Source organism: Streptomyces sp. NPDC088766, from assembly GCF_044750845.1.
Taxonomy (GTDB): domain Bacteria; phylum Actinomycetota; class Actinomycetes; order Streptomycetales; family Streptomycetaceae; genus Streptomyces.
This window is the reverse complement of the sequence record NZ_JBIVKQ010000027.1, coordinates 1-19,003: the sequence shown is the minus strand read 5'-3', so window position 1 is coordinate 19,003 and position 19,003 is coordinate 1. Positions and strand designations below refer to the sequence as shown.

General features: G+C 69.0%; 16 protein-coding genes and 4 pseudogenes. 8 read left to right on the top strand and 12 right to left on the bottom strand.

Annotated features, from left to right (window positions below; translation table 11 throughout):
* Positions 1–2: 2 nt before the first annotated feature.
* Positions 3–137 (bottom strand): hypothetical protein, encoded by a 135-nt coding sequence (locus ACIP5W_RS29690; RefSeq protein ID WP_401480260.1) that lies wholly within the window; start codon positions 135–137, stop codon positions 3–5.
* 298 nt (positions 138–435) lie between these two features.
* Between ACIP5W_RS29690 and ACIP5W_RS29685 the strand changes: the two genes are divergently transcribed.
* On the top strand, positions 436–897 hold the full coding sequence (locus ACIP5W_RS29685; protein ID WP_401480062.1) for a pyridoxamine 5'-phosphate oxidase family protein: 462 nt from the start codon (positions 436–438) through the stop codon (positions 895–897).
* A 407-nt stretch (positions 898–1,304) separates the two neighbouring features.
* Positions 1,305–1,472: a hypothetical protein gene (locus ACIP5W_RS29680; RefSeq protein ID WP_401480059.1), complete on the top strand. Its 168-nt coding sequence runs from the start codon at positions 1,305–1,307 to the stop codon at positions 1,470–1,472.
* Positions 1,473–1,476: 4 nt separating this feature from the next.
* On the opposite strand, the gene ACIP5W_RS29675 is transcribed toward ACIP5W_RS29680, so the two are convergent.
* The 7 genes and pseudogenes from ACIP5W_RS29675 to ACIP5W_RS29645 form a co-directional block, all read right to left on the bottom strand.
* Positions 1,477–2,238, bottom strand: a complete 762-nt coding sequence (locus tag ACIP5W_RS29675) for an isocitrate lyase/phosphoenolpyruvate mutase family protein (protein ID WP_401480056.1) — start codon at positions 2,236–2,238, stop codon at positions 1,477–1,479.
* 586 nt (positions 2,239–2,824) lie between these two features.
* Positions 2,825–4,489 carry a polyprenyl diphosphate synthase gene (gene uppS, locus ACIP5W_RS29670; protein WP_401480053.1) on the bottom strand — a complete coding sequence of 555 codons (1,665 nt, stop codon included), beginning with the start codon at positions 4,487–4,489 and terminating at the stop codon, positions 2,825–2,827.
* 157 nt (positions 4,490–4,646) lie between these two features.
* A complete protein-coding gene (locus ACIP5W_RS29665; protein ID WP_401480050.1) occupies positions 4,647–5,513 on the bottom strand; it encodes an ABC transporter permease in 867 nt (288 codons plus the stop codon).
* Positions 5,510–6,118 carry an ABC transporter ATP-binding protein gene (locus tag ACIP5W_RS29660; RefSeq protein WP_401480047.1) on the bottom strand — a complete coding sequence of 203 codons (609 nt, stop codon included), beginning with the start codon at positions 6,116–6,118 and terminating at the stop codon, positions 5,510–5,512. The genes ACIP5W_RS29665 and ACIP5W_RS29660 overlap by 4 nt, the downstream gene beginning before the upstream one ends.
* A gap of 142 nt (positions 6,119–6,260) precedes the next feature.
* Positions 6,261–7,670, bottom strand: coding sequence for an NF041680 family putative transposase (locus ACIP5W_RS29655; protein ID WP_401480254.1), 1,410 nt, complete (start codon positions 7,668–7,670; stop codon positions 6,261–6,263).
* A gap of 187 nt (positions 7,671–7,857) precedes the next feature.
* Positions 7,858–8,229 carry a hypothetical protein gene (locus ACIP5W_RS29650; protein WP_401480045.1) on the bottom strand — a complete coding sequence of 124 codons (372 nt, stop codon included), beginning with the start codon at positions 8,227–8,229 and terminating at the stop codon, positions 7,858–7,860.
* Between the two features lie 14 nt (positions 8,230–8,243).
* A pseudogene (locus tag ACIP5W_RS29645) lies at positions 8,244–9,153 on the bottom strand (IS5 family transposase).
* Positions 9,154–9,342: 189 nt separating this feature from the next.
* Here ACIP5W_RS29645 and ACIP5W_RS29640 point away from each other — a divergent pair.
* The 3 genes and pseudogenes from ACIP5W_RS29640 to ACIP5W_RS29630 all read left to right on the top strand — a co-directional run.
* Positions 9,343–9,516: pseudogene (locus ACIP5W_RS29640) on the top strand (DDE-type integrase/transposase/recombinase); the annotation flags it as partial.
* A gap of 486 nt (positions 9,517–10,002) precedes the next feature.
* Positions 10,003–12,273: a hypothetical protein gene (locus tag ACIP5W_RS29635; RefSeq protein WP_401480042.1), complete on the top strand. Its 2,271-nt coding sequence runs from the start codon at positions 10,003–10,005 to the stop codon at positions 12,271–12,273.
* A 215-nt stretch (positions 12,274–12,488) separates the two neighbouring features.
* Positions 12,489–12,815, top strand: a complete 327-nt coding sequence (locus ACIP5W_RS29630) for a hypothetical protein (protein WP_401480039.1) — start codon at positions 12,489–12,491, stop codon at positions 12,813–12,815.
* 609 nt (positions 12,816–13,424) lie between these two features.
* Here ACIP5W_RS29630 and ACIP5W_RS29625 read toward each other — a convergent pair.
* A pseudogene (locus ACIP5W_RS29625) lies at positions 13,425–13,637 on the bottom strand (transposase family protein); the annotation flags it as partial.
* 151 nt (positions 13,638–13,788) lie between these two features.
* On the opposite strand from ACIP5W_RS29625, the gene ACIP5W_RS29620 reads away from it, so the two are divergent.
* The gene (locus ACIP5W_RS29620; RefSeq protein WP_401480036.1) at positions 13,789–14,049 is read left to right on the top strand and encodes a hypothetical protein; all 261 of its coding nucleotides are present in this window, start codon (positions 13,789–13,791) and stop codon (positions 14,047–14,049) included.
* Between the two features lie 154 nt (positions 14,050–14,203).
* Positions 14,204–16,210, top strand: a complete 2,007-nt coding sequence (locus ACIP5W_RS29615; RefSeq protein ID WP_401480033.1) for a hypothetical protein — start codon at positions 14,204–14,206, stop codon at positions 16,208–16,210.
* Positions 16,211–16,285: 75 nt separating this feature from the next.
* Here the strand turns inward: ACIP5W_RS29615 and ACIP5W_RS29610 are convergent, their stop codons facing one another.
* Both ACIP5W_RS29610 and ACIP5W_RS29605 read right to left on the bottom strand, forming a co-directional pair.
* The gene (locus ACIP5W_RS29610) at positions 16,286–17,233 is read right to left on the bottom strand and encodes a hypothetical protein (RefSeq protein ID WP_401480030.1); all 948 of its coding nucleotides are present in this window, start codon (positions 17,231–17,233) and stop codon (positions 16,286–16,288) included.
* Positions 17,234–17,337: 104 nt separating this feature from the next.
* Positions 17,338–17,742 carry a hypothetical protein gene (locus ACIP5W_RS29605; protein ID WP_401480027.1) on the bottom strand — a complete coding sequence of 135 codons (405 nt, stop codon included), beginning with the start codon at positions 17,740–17,742 and terminating at the stop codon, positions 17,338–17,340.
* A gap of 151 nt (positions 17,743–17,893) precedes the next feature.
* On the opposite strand from ACIP5W_RS29605, the pseudogene ACIP5W_RS29600 reads away from it, so the two are divergent.
* Positions 17,894–18,587 (top strand): annotated as a pseudogene (locus tag ACIP5W_RS29600) (transposase family protein).
* A 6-nt stretch (positions 18,588–18,593) separates the two neighbouring features.
* Here ACIP5W_RS29600 and ACIP5W_RS29595 read toward each other — a convergent pair.
* Entirely contained in the window at positions 18,594–18,755 is a 162-nt protein-coding gene (locus ACIP5W_RS29595; protein ID WP_401480024.1) for a hypothetical protein, read from the bottom strand.
* Positions 18,756–19,003 lie beyond the last annotated feature (248 nt).

Sequence of the window (19,003 nt, the reverse complement as noted above, 5' to 3'; positions counted from 1 at the left end):
GTTCATGCAGCGGCGGCCGCGGGGCGATCGACGAGGTGTCCGTTCTCGAAGCGGGCTCCGGCGCGAACGAGGGCGACGAGGCGGGGTGCGGTGATCGCACGCAGGCGGTTCTGGGCGGACTTCGGGAGCGCACTCATGGCCTTGCGGACCTTGTGGACCCGGCTGTGTCGGTGCCGGACTCGCCTCCCCGGCCCGCCATCCGGCCCATCAGGACCTCGAACACCTCGTGCCGGCGGGCAGGGGCTACGCCGCGACCCGCGGACACCGTCTCTTCGTTTGTCCGCACAAGACACGATGATCAGCTGTGGCCGTACCCGTGTGTCAGCCGGCCTGTACCGGCCGCCCCGAGTCAGAGGCCGAGGGGGTTCATCGGTCGCCGGGCGTAGGTCCCTCGCCTCATGCGCACTCTGAGCCCGCTGGCTATGGTCGGCACTCATGCGGACCAAGGGAATCGTTCGCCGCCAGGCGGCGGAGCGCAGGCGCGACACGCTGGAACGGCTCGTCGCCGAGCGGGATGTATGGGTGTCGACAGCACATCCCGATCACGGGCCGCACCAGGTGCCACTGTGGTTCATGTGGGACGGGCGAGCGGTGTGGATGTGCACCAGTGCCACTTCCGCGACTGCGCGCAACGTCCGTGAGGAGCCGCGCGTGCGTCTGGCACTGCCGGACACCTTCGACGTGGTGCTCCTCCAGGGTGAGGCGGAATGCTTCCTGGACCAGGACGTGCCCGGAGAGGCGGCCGAGGCGTTCGCCGCCGAGTTCGAGTGGGACCCGCGTGCGGAGGAAGGTTCCTTTCTGTATGTGCGCGTGGTGCCGGAGAGCGTCCGCGCGTGGCGCGGCGAGCCGGAACTGCGCGGCAGAGTCATCATGCGCAACGGTACGTGGCTGGAATAACGGCCGTCGCTGACCGACGCCACTGTCTCCACCAGCAAGATCACGAACTGCGGCTGGAGTACCAGGCCCAGGAGGACCGGCCCCTGGACAGTCTCGCCGAGCGCTTGGCATCCCCGGCCCCATTCCCATGAGGTCGGGAGGGTGTTGAAGATGGCGTCGGCCGGCTCGTCCCCCTGATCCAGGCCGTCCGGCCCGTACGCGGACGGTGCGGACGGTCCCGGCAGCGACCGGTCGCGCTCCACGCCGACCGCGGCTACGGCTACGGCTACGGCTACGGCTACGGCTACGGCTACGGCTACGGCTACGGCTACGGCTACGACTACGACGAGTACCTCAAGCAGGTGCGGGCCCCGGGGATCACCCCGGGGCCCGCACGGCGCGGCGTCGACCACGGTTCCGGGTCGGGCGTGCACAGCTGGGTGGTCGAGCAGAGCTTTGCACTGCTGCACCGGTTCCGCCGACTGCGCAATCCGCCGGGAGATCCGCGACGACATCCCGAAGCCTTCCTCGGCCTGGCCCGCGGCATCATCTGCCGGCGCCGACTGGTCGGCCTCCCGCTTTGTCAGGAGATCTGACTCTTCAGGGTGCCCACGGCCCGAGCATGTCCTTCATCGCATCCGTCATCGCGAGCTGCAGCAGCGGGCCGTAGGTGATCCGGCCGACGCCGAGCCGGCGGAAGCGCTCAAGACTGTGCTTGACGGGATGGGCCGTGGAGTTCACGGGAACGGCGACGGCGCCGGTCACCGCCACGAGCAGGTCGTCGTTGTCCTGAATACCCACCGGGTAAACACTGTCAGCGCCGGCCTGCTCCAGGGCCCGCAGCCGCTCGATCGCCTTGTCGAGGACGCCGGAGGCGTCCTCCGCGTGCAGGAAGAGGTCGGTGCGCCCGTTCACCCAGACCGGTACCCCCGCGTCGTCAGCCGCCGCGCGCAGGCCGGCGATGTAGCCTGCGTGCTCCTGCGTGCTGCGCACGCGTCCGCCGTCCGAGTGGACGGTGTCCTCGACGTTGAGACCGACGCCGCCGACCTCGATGAGCCCGGCGACGAGATCCGCCGGCTCCTGTCCGTACCCGGCTTCCAGGTCCACGGACACGGGAACGTCGACCGCCGCGATGATCGGCCTGACGGCGGTGAGCACCTCCTCGAAGGTCTGCCCCTCGTGGTCGTCGGCCCCCCGGGAGTCGGCGAGCGGATGACTGCCGATCGTCAGCGCGGGAAATCCGGCGGCAACTGCCGTCCGTGCGGACCAGACGTCCCAGACGGTCGGCAGCACGAGCGGCTTGTGCGCGGCGTGCAGTTGCTTGAGGCGTTGAGCGCGCTCAACGGTGGTGCGAAGGTCCATGTCAAAGACGCTACACCCGGATCGCCGCGAATATTGTGCCGGCGGGGCGCAGCCCGGTGCCGAGAAGATGCGGCCCGGTTCCCTGCCGAGCCGGGGGTGATCGACCGCCGGCGGAGGTGAGTGCAGGACATCGCGGCATCCGGTGCGTGCACCCGACGTCGGCGGTGCGTTTCATCGCCCACGGCGCGGTGACGATGCATTTCATGGTGCGCACCGACGACGTTGTGCACCCGCCACCTGGCGTGGTGTGCACCACCATGGCGCGCGGGAGCGGACTCCACTGAGCCTCCGTCAACTCGGATTCGTAGGTCCAAGGGTTGGTGTGACCCAAGCTCGGGGCGCTCACGCCGGTCGTGGGTGGCTGTCTGCGGAGCAGATCACCTGTCAGCGATTGACTTCGAGGTTTGCCAGGACGAGCAGGGCGTCCAGGAGGCGGTCGGCTGGCGCCGTGCCCATGCCGCTCGGCTGGGCCCGTTCGGCCCGATCGGCGAGCGGCGGGCATCGCCCCGCACACAGGGGCCCGGGATCCAGCAGTCGCGTACGAGTTCCTACGGCCTGACGACCAGGAATCCTGGACCCGCGCGCCTTACTGCGTGGCGCCGCCGTGGCGTCGTTGGCGTCGGCTGTATTCGGTGATGGCCTGCCACAGATCACGCCGGTCGACGTCGGGCCAGTAGTTGGGGGTGAAGTACAACTCGGCATACGTGATGTGCCAGGGAAGGAAGTTGGAGGTGCGCTGTTCGTTGCCGGTGCGCCACAGCAGGTCGACGTCCGGCATGTCGGGGTGGGGCAGGTGGCGGGCGAAGTCGTCTTCCCCGATGAGGTGGGGGTCGATGTCGCCTGCGTGGGCTGCCCGGGCGAGGGCTGCGGCTGTCCGCGTGATCTCGTCGCGGCCTCCGTAGTTGATGCAGACGGTGAGGGTTAGGCCGGTGCGGTTGCGGGTGCGGCGTTCCCCGCGCAGGAGAGCCTGGACGAGTTCCTCGGGCAGTTTGTCGGGGTGGCCCGACCAGCGCTGGCGTACGTCGAGGTCACGGATGGGTCCCTCGTCGAGGTCGCGTCGGATCGCTTCCAGGGTCGCAGTGATCTCCTCGGTGTCGCGTTTCCAGTTCTCGGTGGAGAACGCGTAGAGGGTCAGGTGGCGCAGGCCGATCTCCAGGGCGCCGTAGACCATCTCGTGGGCGGCGGCGGTGCCGGCGCGGTGGCCTTCCGGGCGGGGCAGACCGCGCTGCTCGGCCCAGCGGCCGTTGCCGTCCATGATGACCGCCACGTGGGCGGGCATCCGGTCGGCCGCGACCTGCGGGGGCCGGGCGCCGTCGGGGTGCTGTGGCGGGGGCCGAAGGGTGGTGCTTTCGGCTTCAGGGCTCGGACCGCTCGCGGTCACCGCGGGTCGTCGGGGTTCGGGTACGGTCAGGGGCGTCAGGCTCCAGGCCAGTTTCGAGCGGATGCGGGCGGGGGCGAGGATGCGGGTGCGGGCCGCGAGAGATGGGCGCGGGGCGCGCTTGAGCAAGGCGTGGCCGACCGCGTCGACGGCATCGAGCTGGGCGCGCATCAGGCAGGCGGCCGTGTTGAGCACGGTGGCAGCGCCCGGGTGCATACCTGTGGTCATTGCAGGCCTGGTCACCCATTGACGGGCCAGAGCAGTCAGCTCCCGGATCAAAGCCGCCGTGGCCGGGCTCCAACTCCCCTGCCGCAGGTCGTCCTCGGCGCCGGGGAAGGCATCCAGGGCCTCCTGCGGCAGAAGCAGGTCGCCCTGGGCGAGATCGGCGCTCAGGTCGGTGAGGATGTCGGTGAGCTGGGCGCCGTCGATGAACCGCCTGTAGTCCTGCTGCCGGTCCAGCCGGAGCGTCATCGGCGCTCCGGCCCGTTCGAACAGGTGCCGTACCTGGTCCACCCAGGGCACGACTCCTTCGCTGCACCAGGCCCGCCACGCGGCCCAGTCGGCGAAGTGCCGGCCGCCGGTGTCATCGCGTGTGCTGTTCATGGCGCCTCGTAGGCTGGACAGGTCCAGGTGCCATCGCAGGGCGGTGTCCACCAGGGCGTGCCGGACCGGATCCCTGCTCGTGCCGGCCGCCAGGTCGCACTGCAGGGCTTGGGTCCACGCTTCGACGCGGGCCGCGCGTTCGGCCGGCTCCGCATCCTGCTGGTCGGCCAGGTCGTCCAGGACGGTCGCTGCCGCCCACAGGGCCCACCCGGCCGGGCGCAGCACGGTCGGCATCAGCTGGATGAGGATGTGGATCGCGGGATCGTGCACTCGTGTGGTGCGTCGGCACAGCCGGTACGCCGCCCGCAGAGACGGGTCTTCGCCGATGGGCGGGCGGTGGGTGGGTCGCCCTCGGTGTGCCGGCAGAGCTGCGTCGAGGTCTACCGTAGTGGAGTGCGTGGTGGTGCGCATGTCGGGAGCCGGGACCTCAGTGTGCTTTCGTGTCGGACGCTGTGGCCGATGGGCTGGCAGTTCGGCGCGGTGCGGGAATGTCGGCCTTGCTGCTTCCCGGCCCGGGCGGCGCAGTGGAGGCGGTCGGCAGGCGGTTACGGGTGCTGTTGCGGAAGCCCAGGAGGGCGACGAGGGCGGCCAGCCCGAACCAGGTGAGCTGGAGGGCCAGATGCCCGGGGACCGGGCTGGTGGAGAATCCGGCCGCCGTACTGGCCTGCATGGCCCCGTACGAGGGCAGGTAGCGCATGACCGAGTTGTCAGCCCCGGAACTCGTGATGGGGTTCTGCAGCGCGAGATCGATGATGCTGGTCATCACGATGGCGAACATCCCCTCGACTTCCCGGCGTAGCAGGGACCCGAAGCCAACTCCCAGAGCACCGTAAGTGAGTCCGGCGCAGAACAGGGAGGCAGCGAGCAGGAGAGGCTGGCGGGGGGTCCAGGCCAGGCGGATGACCACGGTGGCATAAGCGGCCACCGCCGCCGAGACCAGAGCCAGGGCGGTGACTTTCGCCAGGACGAGGTGGGCGCGGGGGTAGCCGGCCATCGCCAGGCGGCGGTCGAAGCCGCTGCCGGAGAAGGTGGCGGCGAACATCATGAAACCGGTGATCAGGGTGACGGCGTTGAGCGCTCCGCTGATTGCGGTCAGTTCATTGCCGTGCGGGGCCAATGCTTCCCCGGTGGCGCGAAGCCGCATCCGGGCCGGGGTGTCGGGCATCGCCAGGTACGCCAGGGATGTCCACACCGGGACGAACAGGATCACCAGAATCATGGCGAACCGGTTGCGGCCGTGTTCGATGAGCGTGAACCGGGTGGCGACAGCGAAGCGGGTCAGGTGAAACCTCACGCGGCGGCCCCCGCCTTGTCCGCGCGCAGCATTCCGCCGTCCAGGCGCCACAGCTCGTCCAGGCGCTCGGTGTCGTATGCGAGGTGGGAGACGACCAGGACCGAGCGTCCCGCATCCCGCAGCCGCGCGGCCAGGTCCCAGAACCGCTGGTAGGTGTCCCAGTCGAAGCCCTGATACGGCTCGTCCAGCAACAGGACCTGCGGATCGTGCATGAGCGCCAGCGTCACGTTCAACTTCTGCCGCGTGCCGCCGCTGAGAACTCCGGCCCGCTCATCGGCGTATCCGGTGAAGCCCAGCACGTCCATGATCTCTTCGGCGTAACACACATCGGTGAGGCGGTAGGCCGTCTGGAAGAACGTCAGGTGCTGCCGGACGGTCAGCGCGTCGTTGAGGACCGCGTGCTGTGGGCAGTAGCCGAACCGGCCGCCATGACGGACCGTTCCATGCGTGGGCCGCAGTTCGCCGGACAGAATTTTCAGCAGCGTGGACTTGCCTGCGCCGTTCTCTCCGACGACCCCGCACAGATTTCCGGCCCGAAGCCGCAGGTCAACGCCCCGCAAGACCACACGTCGACGGTAGGCATGATGCACATCCCTGATCTCCACGCCCGTCTCCTCCCCCTCGCAATCCTGGACCGACCGTGACCGAATGGCCTAACGCTCGCGACGCGTCACAGACACGGGGCCCATGCCGCCGGGCGTCGGCGCCAGAGGCATACAAAGCACTTCGGACAGCTGAGCTTGGCGTTTAACCTCGCTGGGCTTGGTGTTCCTTGATCGATTCGGCGCGTTTGGCGGTCTTGCCGACGTCGTGGCGCCTGGCCCGTTGCTTGTTCTTCGAGCCGGGAGGCCGTCCGGGGCCTGGGCGGGACGGTTTCGGCGCGCTTGCCGGGCGGGCTGCTGTCGCGCGGACGTTGCGAAACCCCCGGCGGACCCGGGCAGGGGTGAGGCGGCGCGGTGCGGCGGGCCGTTCCCAGGGGCGCCGGAGGTCCTCGGCCAGGGGCCGGACGAGACGGAGCTGGGTGTGGGCGACGATGATCAGCCAGGTCCACAGGTCGGCCGTGTCGGGATTCCTGATCTTCGGGGCGGTCCAGCCCAGGGTCTGCTTCATCAGCCGGAAGGTGTGCTCCAGGTCGAAGCGGCGGAGGAAGGACTGCCACCAGCGGTCCACGTCCGCCGGTGCGGCGGCGGTGGCCGAGCACCACAGCCAGACCGGTTTCGGGTCGCGGTCGCCGGGCAGGCGCTCGACCTTCAGGCGGATCAACGTGCCATGAAGGATGGGGAGTTCCTCCTTGGCATGGTTCAGCCAGGGTCCGCGGTGGGTGAGCCGGGGGTGCATCCGGTCCCAGGCCGGCGCGGTGGCCGTGCCGTAGCGGGTGGTGTCCGTGGCGGTCGTGACGTCGGGCTCATGCCGGCTGTCGGGCTTCTTGAACGTGAGGACGCCGCCATGCCGGCGGGGGCGCCCGCCCCGGGGACCCGACCGGGCGGGGCCGGGATCGCGGAGCATGACCCGGTCCGAGCGCAGGCGCCCGACCAGCACGACGGGCAGGCCGGCGAGAGCATGGGTCAGGTAGGCGACGTCGTAGCCGGAGTCCATCACGATCAGGATGTCCGGGTCGCCCGGTCCCCAGTGGCCTGCGCTCGTCAATCGCTCGACGACGTCGCGGAGTTGGGCGGCAGTGACGGTGGTCGCGTCGTCGGCCGGGCCCAGACGGACCGCGTCCAGGAGAGCGACCCAGGATGTGCGCCCGGACTCCAGGGCCGCGACGAAAGAGTAGGGCCAGCCGGGCACCAGTTGGTCCGAGCTGCGCTCGCCGCGTCCGTAGACGTGGCAGAAGAGCCGGTCGCCGCTGGTGGGAGCGTCGGGTCGCAGCCAGTGCGACACGTCCACGGCGAGCACGATCCACCCGTCGGCCGCCTTCGGCAGCGGCAGGTCTGCCAGCACGCGGCGCAATCGTGTCGGTTCCAGCCAGCCGCGGTCCAGGGCCGCGTACAAGGCTCCGTGCCCGCGCCGGTGCTCGACCGCCAAGGAGAGCTCGACCAGGGTTTTCACCGGCCCGTCCGCGCACAGCATCGCGTCGGTGAGCTCGAAGAGTGCGTCCGCGCGGCTGTACAGGCAGTCGTAGAACTCGACACGAAAGTGGGACAGGACGCCCAGTGCGGCGTCGGCGGGACCTGCAGGAGCGAGACTCTTCACCAGCGGCCGTTCCTTCACGCGACGTTGCTCGACACCTCGAAGCGTGAAGAACGGCCGTCCTGCTGTCCCGGGAACGAACCAAGATCAGCGGGTCAGGTGAACGGCCGAGGTTGAACGCCAAGCTGAGATCGCGTTTGAGATCTGGTCTCTACTTGGCGTCGTAGCTGATGCCGAAGACACGAGTGATGCAGGCGTCGAGTAGAGAGGCGAACGCCTGAGCGGAGACCACCGTAGGAGCGGGGATTACACCTGCGTCGTCGGCACCGACCATGTAGTCGATGTCGGCCCACCCGCCGCGGTAGAGGACAACGAGGAGTTCGGCCTCATTCGGACCGTGCAGATGAATGCCGACCGAGTCGGGGTCGTTGACCTGGGAGCGCTCTGTCTTCGGTTGCCGGGGCCACGGGGCCGTCTGGTCGCGCCAGGTTACGGGCTTGGCAGTCAGTCCCGCGGCCTGCCAAGCAGGCCGGCGGTCCGCGATGGCGGCAGCGGCTTCATCAAGGTCTACGACACGCTCCATGCAGCGATCATCACCTACGGGTCTGGTGTCTGCTCCACAGCGATGCGGCGCAGGGGGCGAGGACCTGGACGCGTGGCCGGGCATCCCCGGGCAAGCCGGCGGACCATAACGCTGATCATGGCCCAGCGGATCATGGTCTCGGCGTGGGCGGAATGGTGCTCATAGTCGCGGGCCAGACGGCGATGGGCGGTCAGCCGGGAAAAGGTCCGCTCGATCGCCCACCGCTTGGGCCGGACCCGAAAACCCCGCTGGCCGGGGTCTTTTCGGACGATCTCCAGCTCGCGGCCGAGGACCTGGACGGTCCAGTCCACCAGGCGGCCGGCGAAGCCCTGATCGGCCCAGACCTTCCGCACAGACGGGTGGTCCAGCCGGGCCCACAGCAGCGGACGCTTGGCTCCGTCGCGGTCCTGGATACTCGCGGCCATGACGTGAACGGCCAGCAGCAGGCCGAGAGTATCGGTGACCAGGAACCGCTTGCGGCCCTTGACCTTCTTGCCCGCATCGAAACCGCGTGTGGCTGCGGGGACGGTGTCAGCGGTACGGACCGACTGCGAGGCGATCAGCCCGGCACTGGGCTCTTCGCTTCGCCCCTCGACCCGGCGGACCTGGGCGCGCAGGGCGTCGTGAACTTGGGTGACGGTGCCCCTCGTCGTGCCAGCGTACGAAGTACCAGTACACGGTCCGCCAGGGCGGGAAGTCCTTCGACAGCTGCCGCCAAGCGCAGCCCGTCCGCACCACGTAGAAGATCGCATCCACGATCCGTCGTCGCGAGTGCTTCTCGCGTCGCCCACCCTTTGGCCCAGTCCGTGGCGGCGGGAGCAACAGCTTCACCAGCGTCCACTGCTCATCGGTCAGGTCCGACGGATACCCCCCAGTACCGGCCACGGCAGGCTCAACGACCACTCCCGCCACAGGACATGGCAGATCTCAAACGCGATCTGAAGCCCCGACCGATACTGCCGGGTCGTGTCCGCAACCTCCGCTCGCGCAGAGAGCACCATGCAAGCGGCACCATTGAGGATCCGCCACCTTGAAGTTGTTGGCCACAACGCACTCAGCAACCACGTCGCCACCAAGAGGCCGGGGCCTGTCCACCACTCCGGGACAGGCCCCTACGTCGGCGACATCACCTACCTGCCAGTGGGTGACGGCGAGTTCCTATATCTGGCGACCGTGATCGACTGCTTCTCACGCCGCCTGGTGGGCTGGTCGATCGTCGGCCACATGTGCACCTCGCTGGTCACCGACGCGCTCAGGGCGGACGCCACGACCCGGCTTTACGCAGGCTTTACGCCACCTGTGCCGAACTCTTCCGAGCCGACAGGCGGATCGCGGAGCGGACGCCGGGGCTGCGCGCGGAGGATCGCGCCACCGTCATCGAGGAGGAGGAACTGGAAGAACGGTCGGCGGCCACGCGCCGCAAGTACCGCGAGCGCCAGGAAGAAGCCAGGCCCATCGTGCGACGCCGGCTCCGCGAGGTCTTCGTCGCCTCCCACGACCAGCCCTGGGAGCACCGTCTGACAGACACCCCGCGCTTCACCCTCACTCCGACGACCCCAAAAGCCAGCACCCGAGATCTACCTTGCGGTCGACGCCGACGATCTGTTCCCCCACTGACCGCTGCCGGGGAACACGCCCGGCACGGAAGAAGGGCGCGCTCAGGGCCACATGGAACAGGACTCCACTCGGCAGTCAGGCTCGGGCCCACTGTCCATCCATGGCTCACCCGCCCCGCGTCAAAAAATATGCATATGCCATTGACATAATGCGCGCATGTCGAGCCGTGACACCATCCAGTACACCCCCGACGTGGGGCTCCTCATGATCCCCGGTGATCCGGCGAAGGACCACTCCCCGGGGTTCGCGGTCTTCGACGACTCCGTCCCCGCCCTGCGCGCGTTCGTGCTGGGCCAGCTGCGGAAGGAGGACGTCAGGCCGGCGCCGTCCAAGGCGAGGAGCAATGCCGTCATACCCGTGCGCCTGGGTCTCGTCCCCCGGCCCGACAACGACTACGACTCCCGCGCCGTGTCGGTCGCCGCGCCGCCCCACCAGGGCGGGTCCGTCCTCGACCGGCACATGGGCTACCTCTACAGCAGGGCCCTGTACGTCACGAGCGAGAGCATCCGCGAGCTCACCGAGGAGACGGGGATGCCCGTCGGCTGCCACGGCTGGATAGAGCTCTACGACCTCAACGCCGACAGCCGCTTCTACGACGACGAGGACGGCACGGACGGCGACGACGCGGACTGGGAACCCAGCCGCGACGAGCCGGTGTCGTGGGCGGAGCAGAAGGCGTTCGGGTACGCGGTCGGTCCGGTCCGGGTCCTGCTGCCCGAGCGTCAGACCGTGCGCGCCCTGGTGGACGACCACCTGGCCGCTCACCGGCGGGAGGCCCACCGGTACGCGGAGAGGGCGCCGGCCCCGTCCGGTGTCGAGCGGGACCTGCGCCGGGCGCTCGCCGAACGCCTCGCCGTCCGGCTGCGGACCGGTCTGAGCCACCGCGCCGCCGGTGGGGCCTGGGGCCGGGAGACCGAGCGCGAGCGCGCGCGCCGGCGTCGGGACGCCGAGGCACGGCCGCTCCTGGACGCCTGGGAGGCGTACCGGACCTCGCCGCACGGTTTCCGTGACCTGCGCGCCGTCACCCGGTCCGTCTTCCACCACACCCGGATCCTCGTCCTGGACGGATCCGGCGTGGAGGTGGGGCAGTACCACGAGCCGGACGGCCCGCTCACCCTGGTGGACGAGCGGGTGCGCGCCGAGGCGCTCGACGCGCTGCGCGCGCACGGGGTGGACGTGGACGCCCCCGAGGACCTGGTATCCCTCGATGGCTTCCCGGACGCCGTGGTCGTCGCGGGCGGCGACAAGTGGTCGATCCGGCTCTCCAAGCCGGGCGTGCCCCGGAGCCGGCTTCCCGAGGCCGGCTGGTTCGACCCGGACTCGGGCACGCTCACCGTGTACGCCGCGTCGCTCGCCGAGCCGCTGACGGTGCTGCTGCTCCGGCACGGCGTGCGTCCTCTGCTCGTGACCTGGGGCACACCGCACGAGGAGGTGGAACGGCACAACCTCCGTGCCGCGGTCGCGCCGGCCGAGATCAGTCCCGTCAGCAGCCACAGCCGGGTGACGGCCGCCGCGCAGCGGCTGATCCCGGAGCTCCACCGCCGGTGGCTCAACGCGAAGCCCGACGACCCCGACGACGGGGAGGCGCTCGCCGCGCGGGCCGGCAGCCTGCTGCCGCCGCTCATCGACGACGCGGCCGAGGACTCGTACTACCGGCGAGCGCTGGAGGCGCTCTTCGGCGCGCCCGTGAACCTGGCCGAGCGCGGGCCGTGCCGGCTCTGCGGGCGCTCCGCCCAGTCGGCCCGCCCCGGGTTGTTCTACTGCCACGGCTGCTGTGCCCTGGCGAGGAGCGGGGTGCTGCGGGACACCGGAGTGGACGGGGCGTGGACGGAGGCGATCGTCTACGCGCTGCGCAGGCTCGCGGAGATCGAGTTCTCCGGGCCGCCGTCCCTCACCCAGCTGGACCGGGTCGGCGTTCCCTTCGAGGACCACGCCCTGGTCGACGAGGTGCTGCTCTGCCGTTTCCTGCTGCCGCGCCCCGGCTCCGCGGTGCTGAGCACGCGCCCGCTCCGCCCGGCCCGCACCTGGACGGAGTGGCTGGCGCACGCGGGGCTCCTCACGGACGGGGTCCGCACCTCGTTGGGTACGGTGACCAGGGCCACGGACGGGCATCTGTGCCGCTCCCTGTTCGAGCGGCACGTGGACGACTTCCTCCACCACCGGGGCGTGGCCCACGAACCGGAGCCCGCCTATCCGCGGCACCCGGAACTCAACACGACCGGCCTGCGGGCGGACTGGCGCCTGGCGGACGGCACGTTCGTCGAGGCTCTGGGCCTCATGACGAAGGAGGCGTACGCGGCGAAGGTCGCCCGCAAGCGGGAACTGGCCCGCCACCACGGCCTGCGGCTCGTCACCGTCACGGCCGAGGAGCTGAACCGCCTGCCGGAGATCTTCGCGGACTGGCTCCCCAGGGGCTCGGCCGGCTGAGGCCGGAGAAAGCCGGTTCCGTCGACGGGGAAGAGCCCGAGGCAGCAGCACCGGCCCATGAACTCGACCATGGTAGGGACCATCATCGCTCACCGTACGTCGCCCTCACCAGGGCACGGCACATTGCTCCGGCCGTCTGACAACCAGGTACGGCTACCTGATCTCGTTACCGAGCCGGAGCCCGTCCAGTGGTGCGAGACGAAGGAGAATGCGTCATGACTCACCGATCGCGCCCCCGCGTGCACCTACTGACCGGCGGGCCCGACTGGGAACAGCGGCAAGCCACCGTGAAGTCGGTGCCGTTCAGCAGACGGCAGAAGGAGGCTCGCAAGCCGTTGCTGACGCTGATGGAGGAGCTACGCGAAGCCGTAGAGAGAGGTGACTGGGCCTCCGCCCGCGCGGCCCGGTCGGCCGCCTGGGGCGAGGTAAACCGCCTCGCGGACAACCTCACGACGGAGGAACGCAAGCAGCTGTGGCGGTACAAGCGACGCATCGTCGCCGGTGAGGTCCGCGACCGTGCTCGACGCGCCGGTCGCGGCTGAGACCGGCGCACTGTAACGAGGTCAGCTCAAGGCGAGCAGATGTCGTAGTGTCAGCTCTTGGGCGTCACGCGCGGACCTGTTGAACGCCCGGCGCGCAATGGCCCTGCTCTCGTTACTGCACAGCACGGCCAGCACGTCCCAGGTGGCCAAGCAGTCACCGAGGGCACTGTGCGAGGCGGTGTTCCCGGGGGAGTACAGGAGCGCCAGGTCGGCCAAGCTTGCTGCTTCCCCGGCGACGCTGAACGCTCTGGTGGATCCGCATGGGGTCCACGACCTTCAACGGCCGCCCTACTCGGTCTTCCAGAGTGGGCAGGCCGTGGCGTCGGCACTCCGCGGCGAGGAATGGCAGGTCGAAGGTTCGATTGAACACGACCAGAGTGGCACCGTCGACGATGTGCTTGGCAACCGCTCCAGTCACCTCGTCGATGGCCTCCCGGGGATTGCGGCCGTGGTGGAGGGCTGTCACGTCGTCTATGGCGTGGATCCGATAGGGTCCTTCACCGGTACGCCGGGATTGATGAGAACGCTGTCCCAGGCCAGCGCCCATCGGTCCGCCAGCAACCAGGCCGCCTCGACGATCCGGTCCTGGTGTTCGTTCAGGCCGGTCGTTTCCAATAGGACCTTCAGCAGGCCCGGTGCACGGCCGGCGAGGAGGTCGATGACCGCGCTGGTGCAGGCGTGGGCGGTGGACTCGCTGATCCCGAACCCGGCAGCGACCTTCGTCAGGGTGGTGTGCTCGCGCAGGTACCCCAGTGCCACTATCGCGCGCTGGGACGGGCGGAGCTTGCAGCGGCGGTCACCCTCACGGGTGACGATGAGCATGGTGACCCACTCCACGAGCGCATGTGGCAGGTCGAGTGCGGCACGATAGGTGACCGACGAGGCCCCTGAGCAGCGTGGTTGAGACGTCAGACATCTCGATCAACTGCCCGGGGGCCTCGCTCGTTGCGCTTCACGGACCATCACCCGATCGGTGGCCCGCTCGAAGAAGCTCAATGACCGGCAACTGGTCTGCGGCTCGACCGAAGACGCGCGGGCCCTTGATGCCGTCGCCGCTGGAGAGGCGCTGCCACGCGCCGTCCGGTGCGTCGGCGATCAACTGGTCAATTCGCCAGATACCGGCCAGGGACTTGACCTGCTGCGTTTTCCGCACAGCCAGCACATAGCCGAGGCCATGCGTCTTCGGCGCTCTCAGGCCCCTGGCCTGAATGATTTCCCGCCCTGCAAACCATGATCTTGATCATATTGTGTTACATGTGGGCGTGATGGGGTGCGGGTTGTCGTGCACAACTCACAAACCCATCAGGGGGATTTACCAAGTGAGACACTTACGCGCGTCGGCGTGGCGGCATGTTGTTGCTGGTGCCGCGCTGGCGTTACTGGCGGGGGTGGGCACTGCAGCAGCGGCCCCTACGCCTCCTGCGCCCGGCCTGGAGGCTTCTCCGGCCGAGGTGGCGGCAGCAGGGCCGCAGGACCTGGCGGCCATCGCCGCAGCCTCCCGGCCGGTGTCGGGCACGGCCCCGTCGGCTGGCCCCAAGTTCTCCAAGTCGGGCGCTGTCTGGCGGGTCATCGCTCCGGAGGCGGTGCTGCGGAACACTGTGACCGACGCGGACGGCGATACCGCGAACCTGACGTTCCAGGTGTACACCGCGAACGCGGACGGTACCCCGAAGGCTCAGGTCGACCTCGACGGGTCAGGCTCGTACGGGGTGCTGGTGTCGCCGTATGTGGCCTCGGGCGGAACCGCGAAGGTGACGGTGCCGTACGGCATCCTGAAGCCGGGCGTGCTGTACAAGTTCCGCACCTCCGCCTTCGACGGCACTCTGTACGAGACGACCTGGTCACCGTGGGCAGACTTCCGTATCGATCCCTACGTGAAGTTCCCTGCTGCGCAGACGTCGTCTACGATTGACAAAACCGCGCAGGAGATAGACGAGTTCACCCGGACGGATCCGGGTCCGGCGCTGCCGACGTTCGACGCGAACGGTGCGGTGAAGCGGGAGGCCACGCAGGAGCGTACCTGCGGCAAACAGGACGCCCAGGGGCGCAAGCTCTGTATCGAGCTGTCCCCTCCCACCGCGGAGTCGCAGGCGCGTGCGAAGCAGCGCGTCGAAGCGCTGCGCAAGGCTGAGGAGACGAAAGCCCGCAAGGCCGGCAAGTCTCCTGCTGAGGCGGCTGCTGTCGCGCCTGCTGTGGAACTGGTCGACTGGTGCTGGGACCAGCCGGTGGGCAAGAACTACATGACCCGCGGCGAGGCGTGCCTGAAGAACATCGGGTCGGGCACGCTGGTGTTCGTCGATGCGGACAATGCACAGATCGGCCTCGCCGAGTTCGACTTCCAGCAGCGGATCAAGGCGTACCCGAACAAGGGCGCGTCCGGGTCGAACTTCGCGGAGTTCGACCAGCAGATCGCGATCATGCCGGTCTCGATCGACCAGGCGCTGGAAGGCGTCACGATGAAGTGGAACGTCGGGTCGACGTGCCAGTCGTGTGTGACGTCGAACGTGAAATGGACGGACGGGCAGAACAACAACGCCGGATCGACCGCGTACTGGGACGTGGACGACGGTCCGCCGTACGGCGACCGATGGGGCCGGGTAACCACGCAGTGGAACGGCACGGGCAAGGAAACCATCGACCTGGGCTGGTCGGTGACCGCGACCGTGGACGCCAGCAGCACCGCAATCGCGACGGCGAACTTCGGAACCTCCGGCATCGACGAGGTTCGGGAGCTTGCGCCGCGCTGCGACGACTGGGTGGCGGGCTCGGCACCGGGATGTGTGCTGCCGTACTTCAAGACGACCTGGACGCTGGACACCAACCTGTACCCGGCCGCCGGGGCGTACTACTGGTACATGCAGCAGGTGATGCCCGATCACGCCGGCTCCAGGCGGTGGGACTCTCTGATGCACTACCTGGGCCCGGACACCCCGGTCAAGACCAGCACCGGCGGTACGTGGACGTCGGACAACAGCCGTAACGTCATATGTGGCACCAACTCCTCCTGGAGCGTGCACCCTTCCGATGCCTCAGTCGGGTCGGTCGACTGCGACGAGTACGCGATGGCCTCCACGCACGAGTCCGGCGGCTACCCCAAGAGCGTCAACCTGGTGACGTCGGGTACCAAGTGCGCCCAGCTGTTCACCGACAAGATGGGCGACGGCTCGGCGAACTTCGGCATCCTCGCGGACACCCGCACGGCGACGAACGGGCCAAGCGGTACCGAGCGGTGCGGGCGTGCGGCGATCCCGAGCGTGCAGAATCAGCAGGCGTTCAGCGGCTTCCCTGCTCCGGCGTGGCGACTGCTGGACGGTGACGGGTTCTTCGTAACCCTTCCCGGATTCGAACACTGCACGTCAACTGCGACTACCTGCACGTGGAAAAAAATCGGCTGACGTAGCCTGAGCACCAGCATGTGAAAGCCGGAAGGGGGGCCAGCCCGCAGGGCTGGCCCCCCTTCTCGTATGTGGTCAGCCGGCCCAGGGCTGCCACCGGTCTTCCTGTGCCGGGTCGATACTGCTGAGCCACACCAGCGCCCCGCCGATCAGGCCGGGCTTGTCCCCCGTGGCCAAGGCGGGGGCTTCGAGCATGTCGGCAGCCTCTTCCAGGTAAGTGACCAGGGTGTCGAGTACTTCACCGGGTCCTTCGCTGGAGCGGGACCACCGGCCCAGGTAACCGGTCTCGGCGTCCAGGTACAGGCCCGAGGTGCTGTCAGCAGGGCCCAAAGCGACAACCGGAATCCGGGTTGCCTTCCACACGGTGATCCGCTCGTCCTCGGGGCGGTCGGTATTGAAGGTGTCCTCGTGGGCCTGAGCGTCCATCTTCAGCCGGTAGGTGGCGGCCACGGCGTCCAGGTTCATCAGAGCCCTATTGCCCGGAAGACATCCCCAGCCATTGCCCCCGTCGTCGCCCGAGGTCAGCAGCCACAGGACGTGCAGCTCGACGGGTATCCGGATGCCGAGGTCACCTTCCAGGGCAGCGATGGCGGTGGGACTGGCGCCGGCGCGGAGTGCAGCGTAGGAGTCGGGGGCGTTGTGCTTCAGCCAGCCGGTGATGCGCCGCCAGGCATCGGCGACCTCCCGCACGGTGAACGCGGCGATGGCAGGGTCGGCAGGCTGGTCCTGGTCTCGGCCCTGCTCCTGGTCGTGCGCGTCCGCGGAGGGCTCGGTGGAGGGAGCCGCTCTCAGAAACCGGATCTCGATCCGGTCCGGCTCGCGGATGTAGCCGACGTACAGGTCGGGGCAATCCTCGAACATGGCGCCGTCAACAGTCACGTTCAGGATGCCTGGCAGATTCGAGGGCCGGCCCATGTCAGGGTCGTCAGCCAGCTGGCCGACCAGGACCTTCAGCGCGTAGGGAACGCCTGCCCCTAACTGAGCGGCGATGTCGCGTACGTCCGGCTGGATTTCGACCTTCACAGCCTGGTGCTCCTTGCTCGTCGGATGGAGGACGGTGCCCCTCACACAGTAGGACGTCGGCGGTCACCGGCGGGCGGTGCGCGCGTCCTGCCGTGCGGGGCGGGTCAGGTGGTTGTGGGATCTCCTGCGGACGGCGCTGATCCCGGAGCGGCGATCTGGGCTTCAAGGTCGGCGACGCGGCGGTCTTGGAAGCAGAGGTTGGAGCGGGCTGCCTTGAGCCGCTCGTCGAGGGAGCGGTTGTCGGCGGTCAGCCGGCGGACCCGTTGTTTGAGGGTGGAGTTCTCGGTGCTGATCCGCTGGATGGTTTCCTCAGTCCGCTCTGCTTCCAAATCCATTATCTGGCTGAGGAGTTCGCCGATGCGGGTGCGCTGGGCGAGGATCTCGGCCTGGGCGGCCTTGAGTGTGTCCACGGCGTTCAGCGTGCGCTCGCGCCACGTCGCCTCGCGCTCGTCGTCTTGTTCGGCGGGCTTCCGGGACCGCCGGTCATTGAGCTTCTTCGAGCGGGCCACCGATCGGGTGATGGTCCGTGAAGCGCAACGAGCGAGGCCCCCGGGCAGTTGATCGAGATGTCTGACGTCTCAACCACGCTGCTCAGGGGCCTCGTCGGTCATCCATCCTGCCGCACTCGACCTGCCACATGCGCTCGTGGAGTGGGTCACCATGCTCATCGTCACCCGTGAGGGTGACCGCCGCTGCAAGCTCCGCCCGTCCCAGCGCGCGATAGTGGCACTGGGGTACCTGCGCGAGCACACCACCCTGACGAAGGTCGCTGCCGGGTTCGGGATCAGCGAGTCCACCGCCCACGCCTGCACCAGCGCGGTCATCGACCTCCTCGCCGGCCGTGCACCGGGCCTGCTGAAGGTCCTACGCGAGCAGGATCCGGACTTCGTCCTCCTGGACGGCACGCCCGCCGAGTGCGGCCGGGCCGGCGACGGACGGGCCGACTACTCCCACAAGCACCGCCGGCACGGGGTGAACGTGCAGGTGGTCACCGATCCGGACGGCCGGCTGCGGTGGCTCTCGCCCGCGCTGCCGGGCCGCTCCCACGACCTGACCGCCGTCCGCACCCACCGGATCATCCGCATCTGCGAGCGCCAGGGCGTCCCCCTCCTGGCCGATCTCGCCCACCAGGACGGTGACCCCTTGGCTGATCACGGGCATCAAACGCAGGCCCCTGCGGGAACTCACCCCTACCGAGAAGACCGTCAACCGGGCTCTGGCCGTGGCACGGGCACCGGTTGAGCGCGGCGTGGCCTGCCTGAAGCCCTGGCGGATCTTCCGCAGATCCCGCTGCAGCCCCCACCGCATGACGTCAATCACCAAAGCCATTCTCACCCTGGAGCGGCAACGCTGAAGAGGCTCAGTGCATCCGGACGCGGCCCTCAGCGACAAGCCGCTCGATCAGCTCCTGTGCCTCCGCCCGCCGGGCTCGCGCGACAGGCCGCTCGCCATAGGGCGGGCGAGGGTTGGCCGGCACCGCCGGCTCACTGCCGTCGGAGGCCGAAGATTCGTCGTCGATCATCAGGCCCCACGATCCCGCAAGGCATCGGCTGAGCGCCAGGCGCTCGACATCCAGGTTCCAGTGCTCTCGTCGAGAACGAGGCGTTCGACGAGCCTGTATTGCCGTACAGAGCCGAAAGACGCCCGCGAGCAGTGGGAGTCCCCTGGGACTTATCTAGTAGGACTCCGTTAGGTTGCTCTGGCTCTGAGGTTCTGGCTGGTGGTGGATGTTCTGGGCAGGGGGCGGTGGCAGGTGGTGCAGGTGCCGGC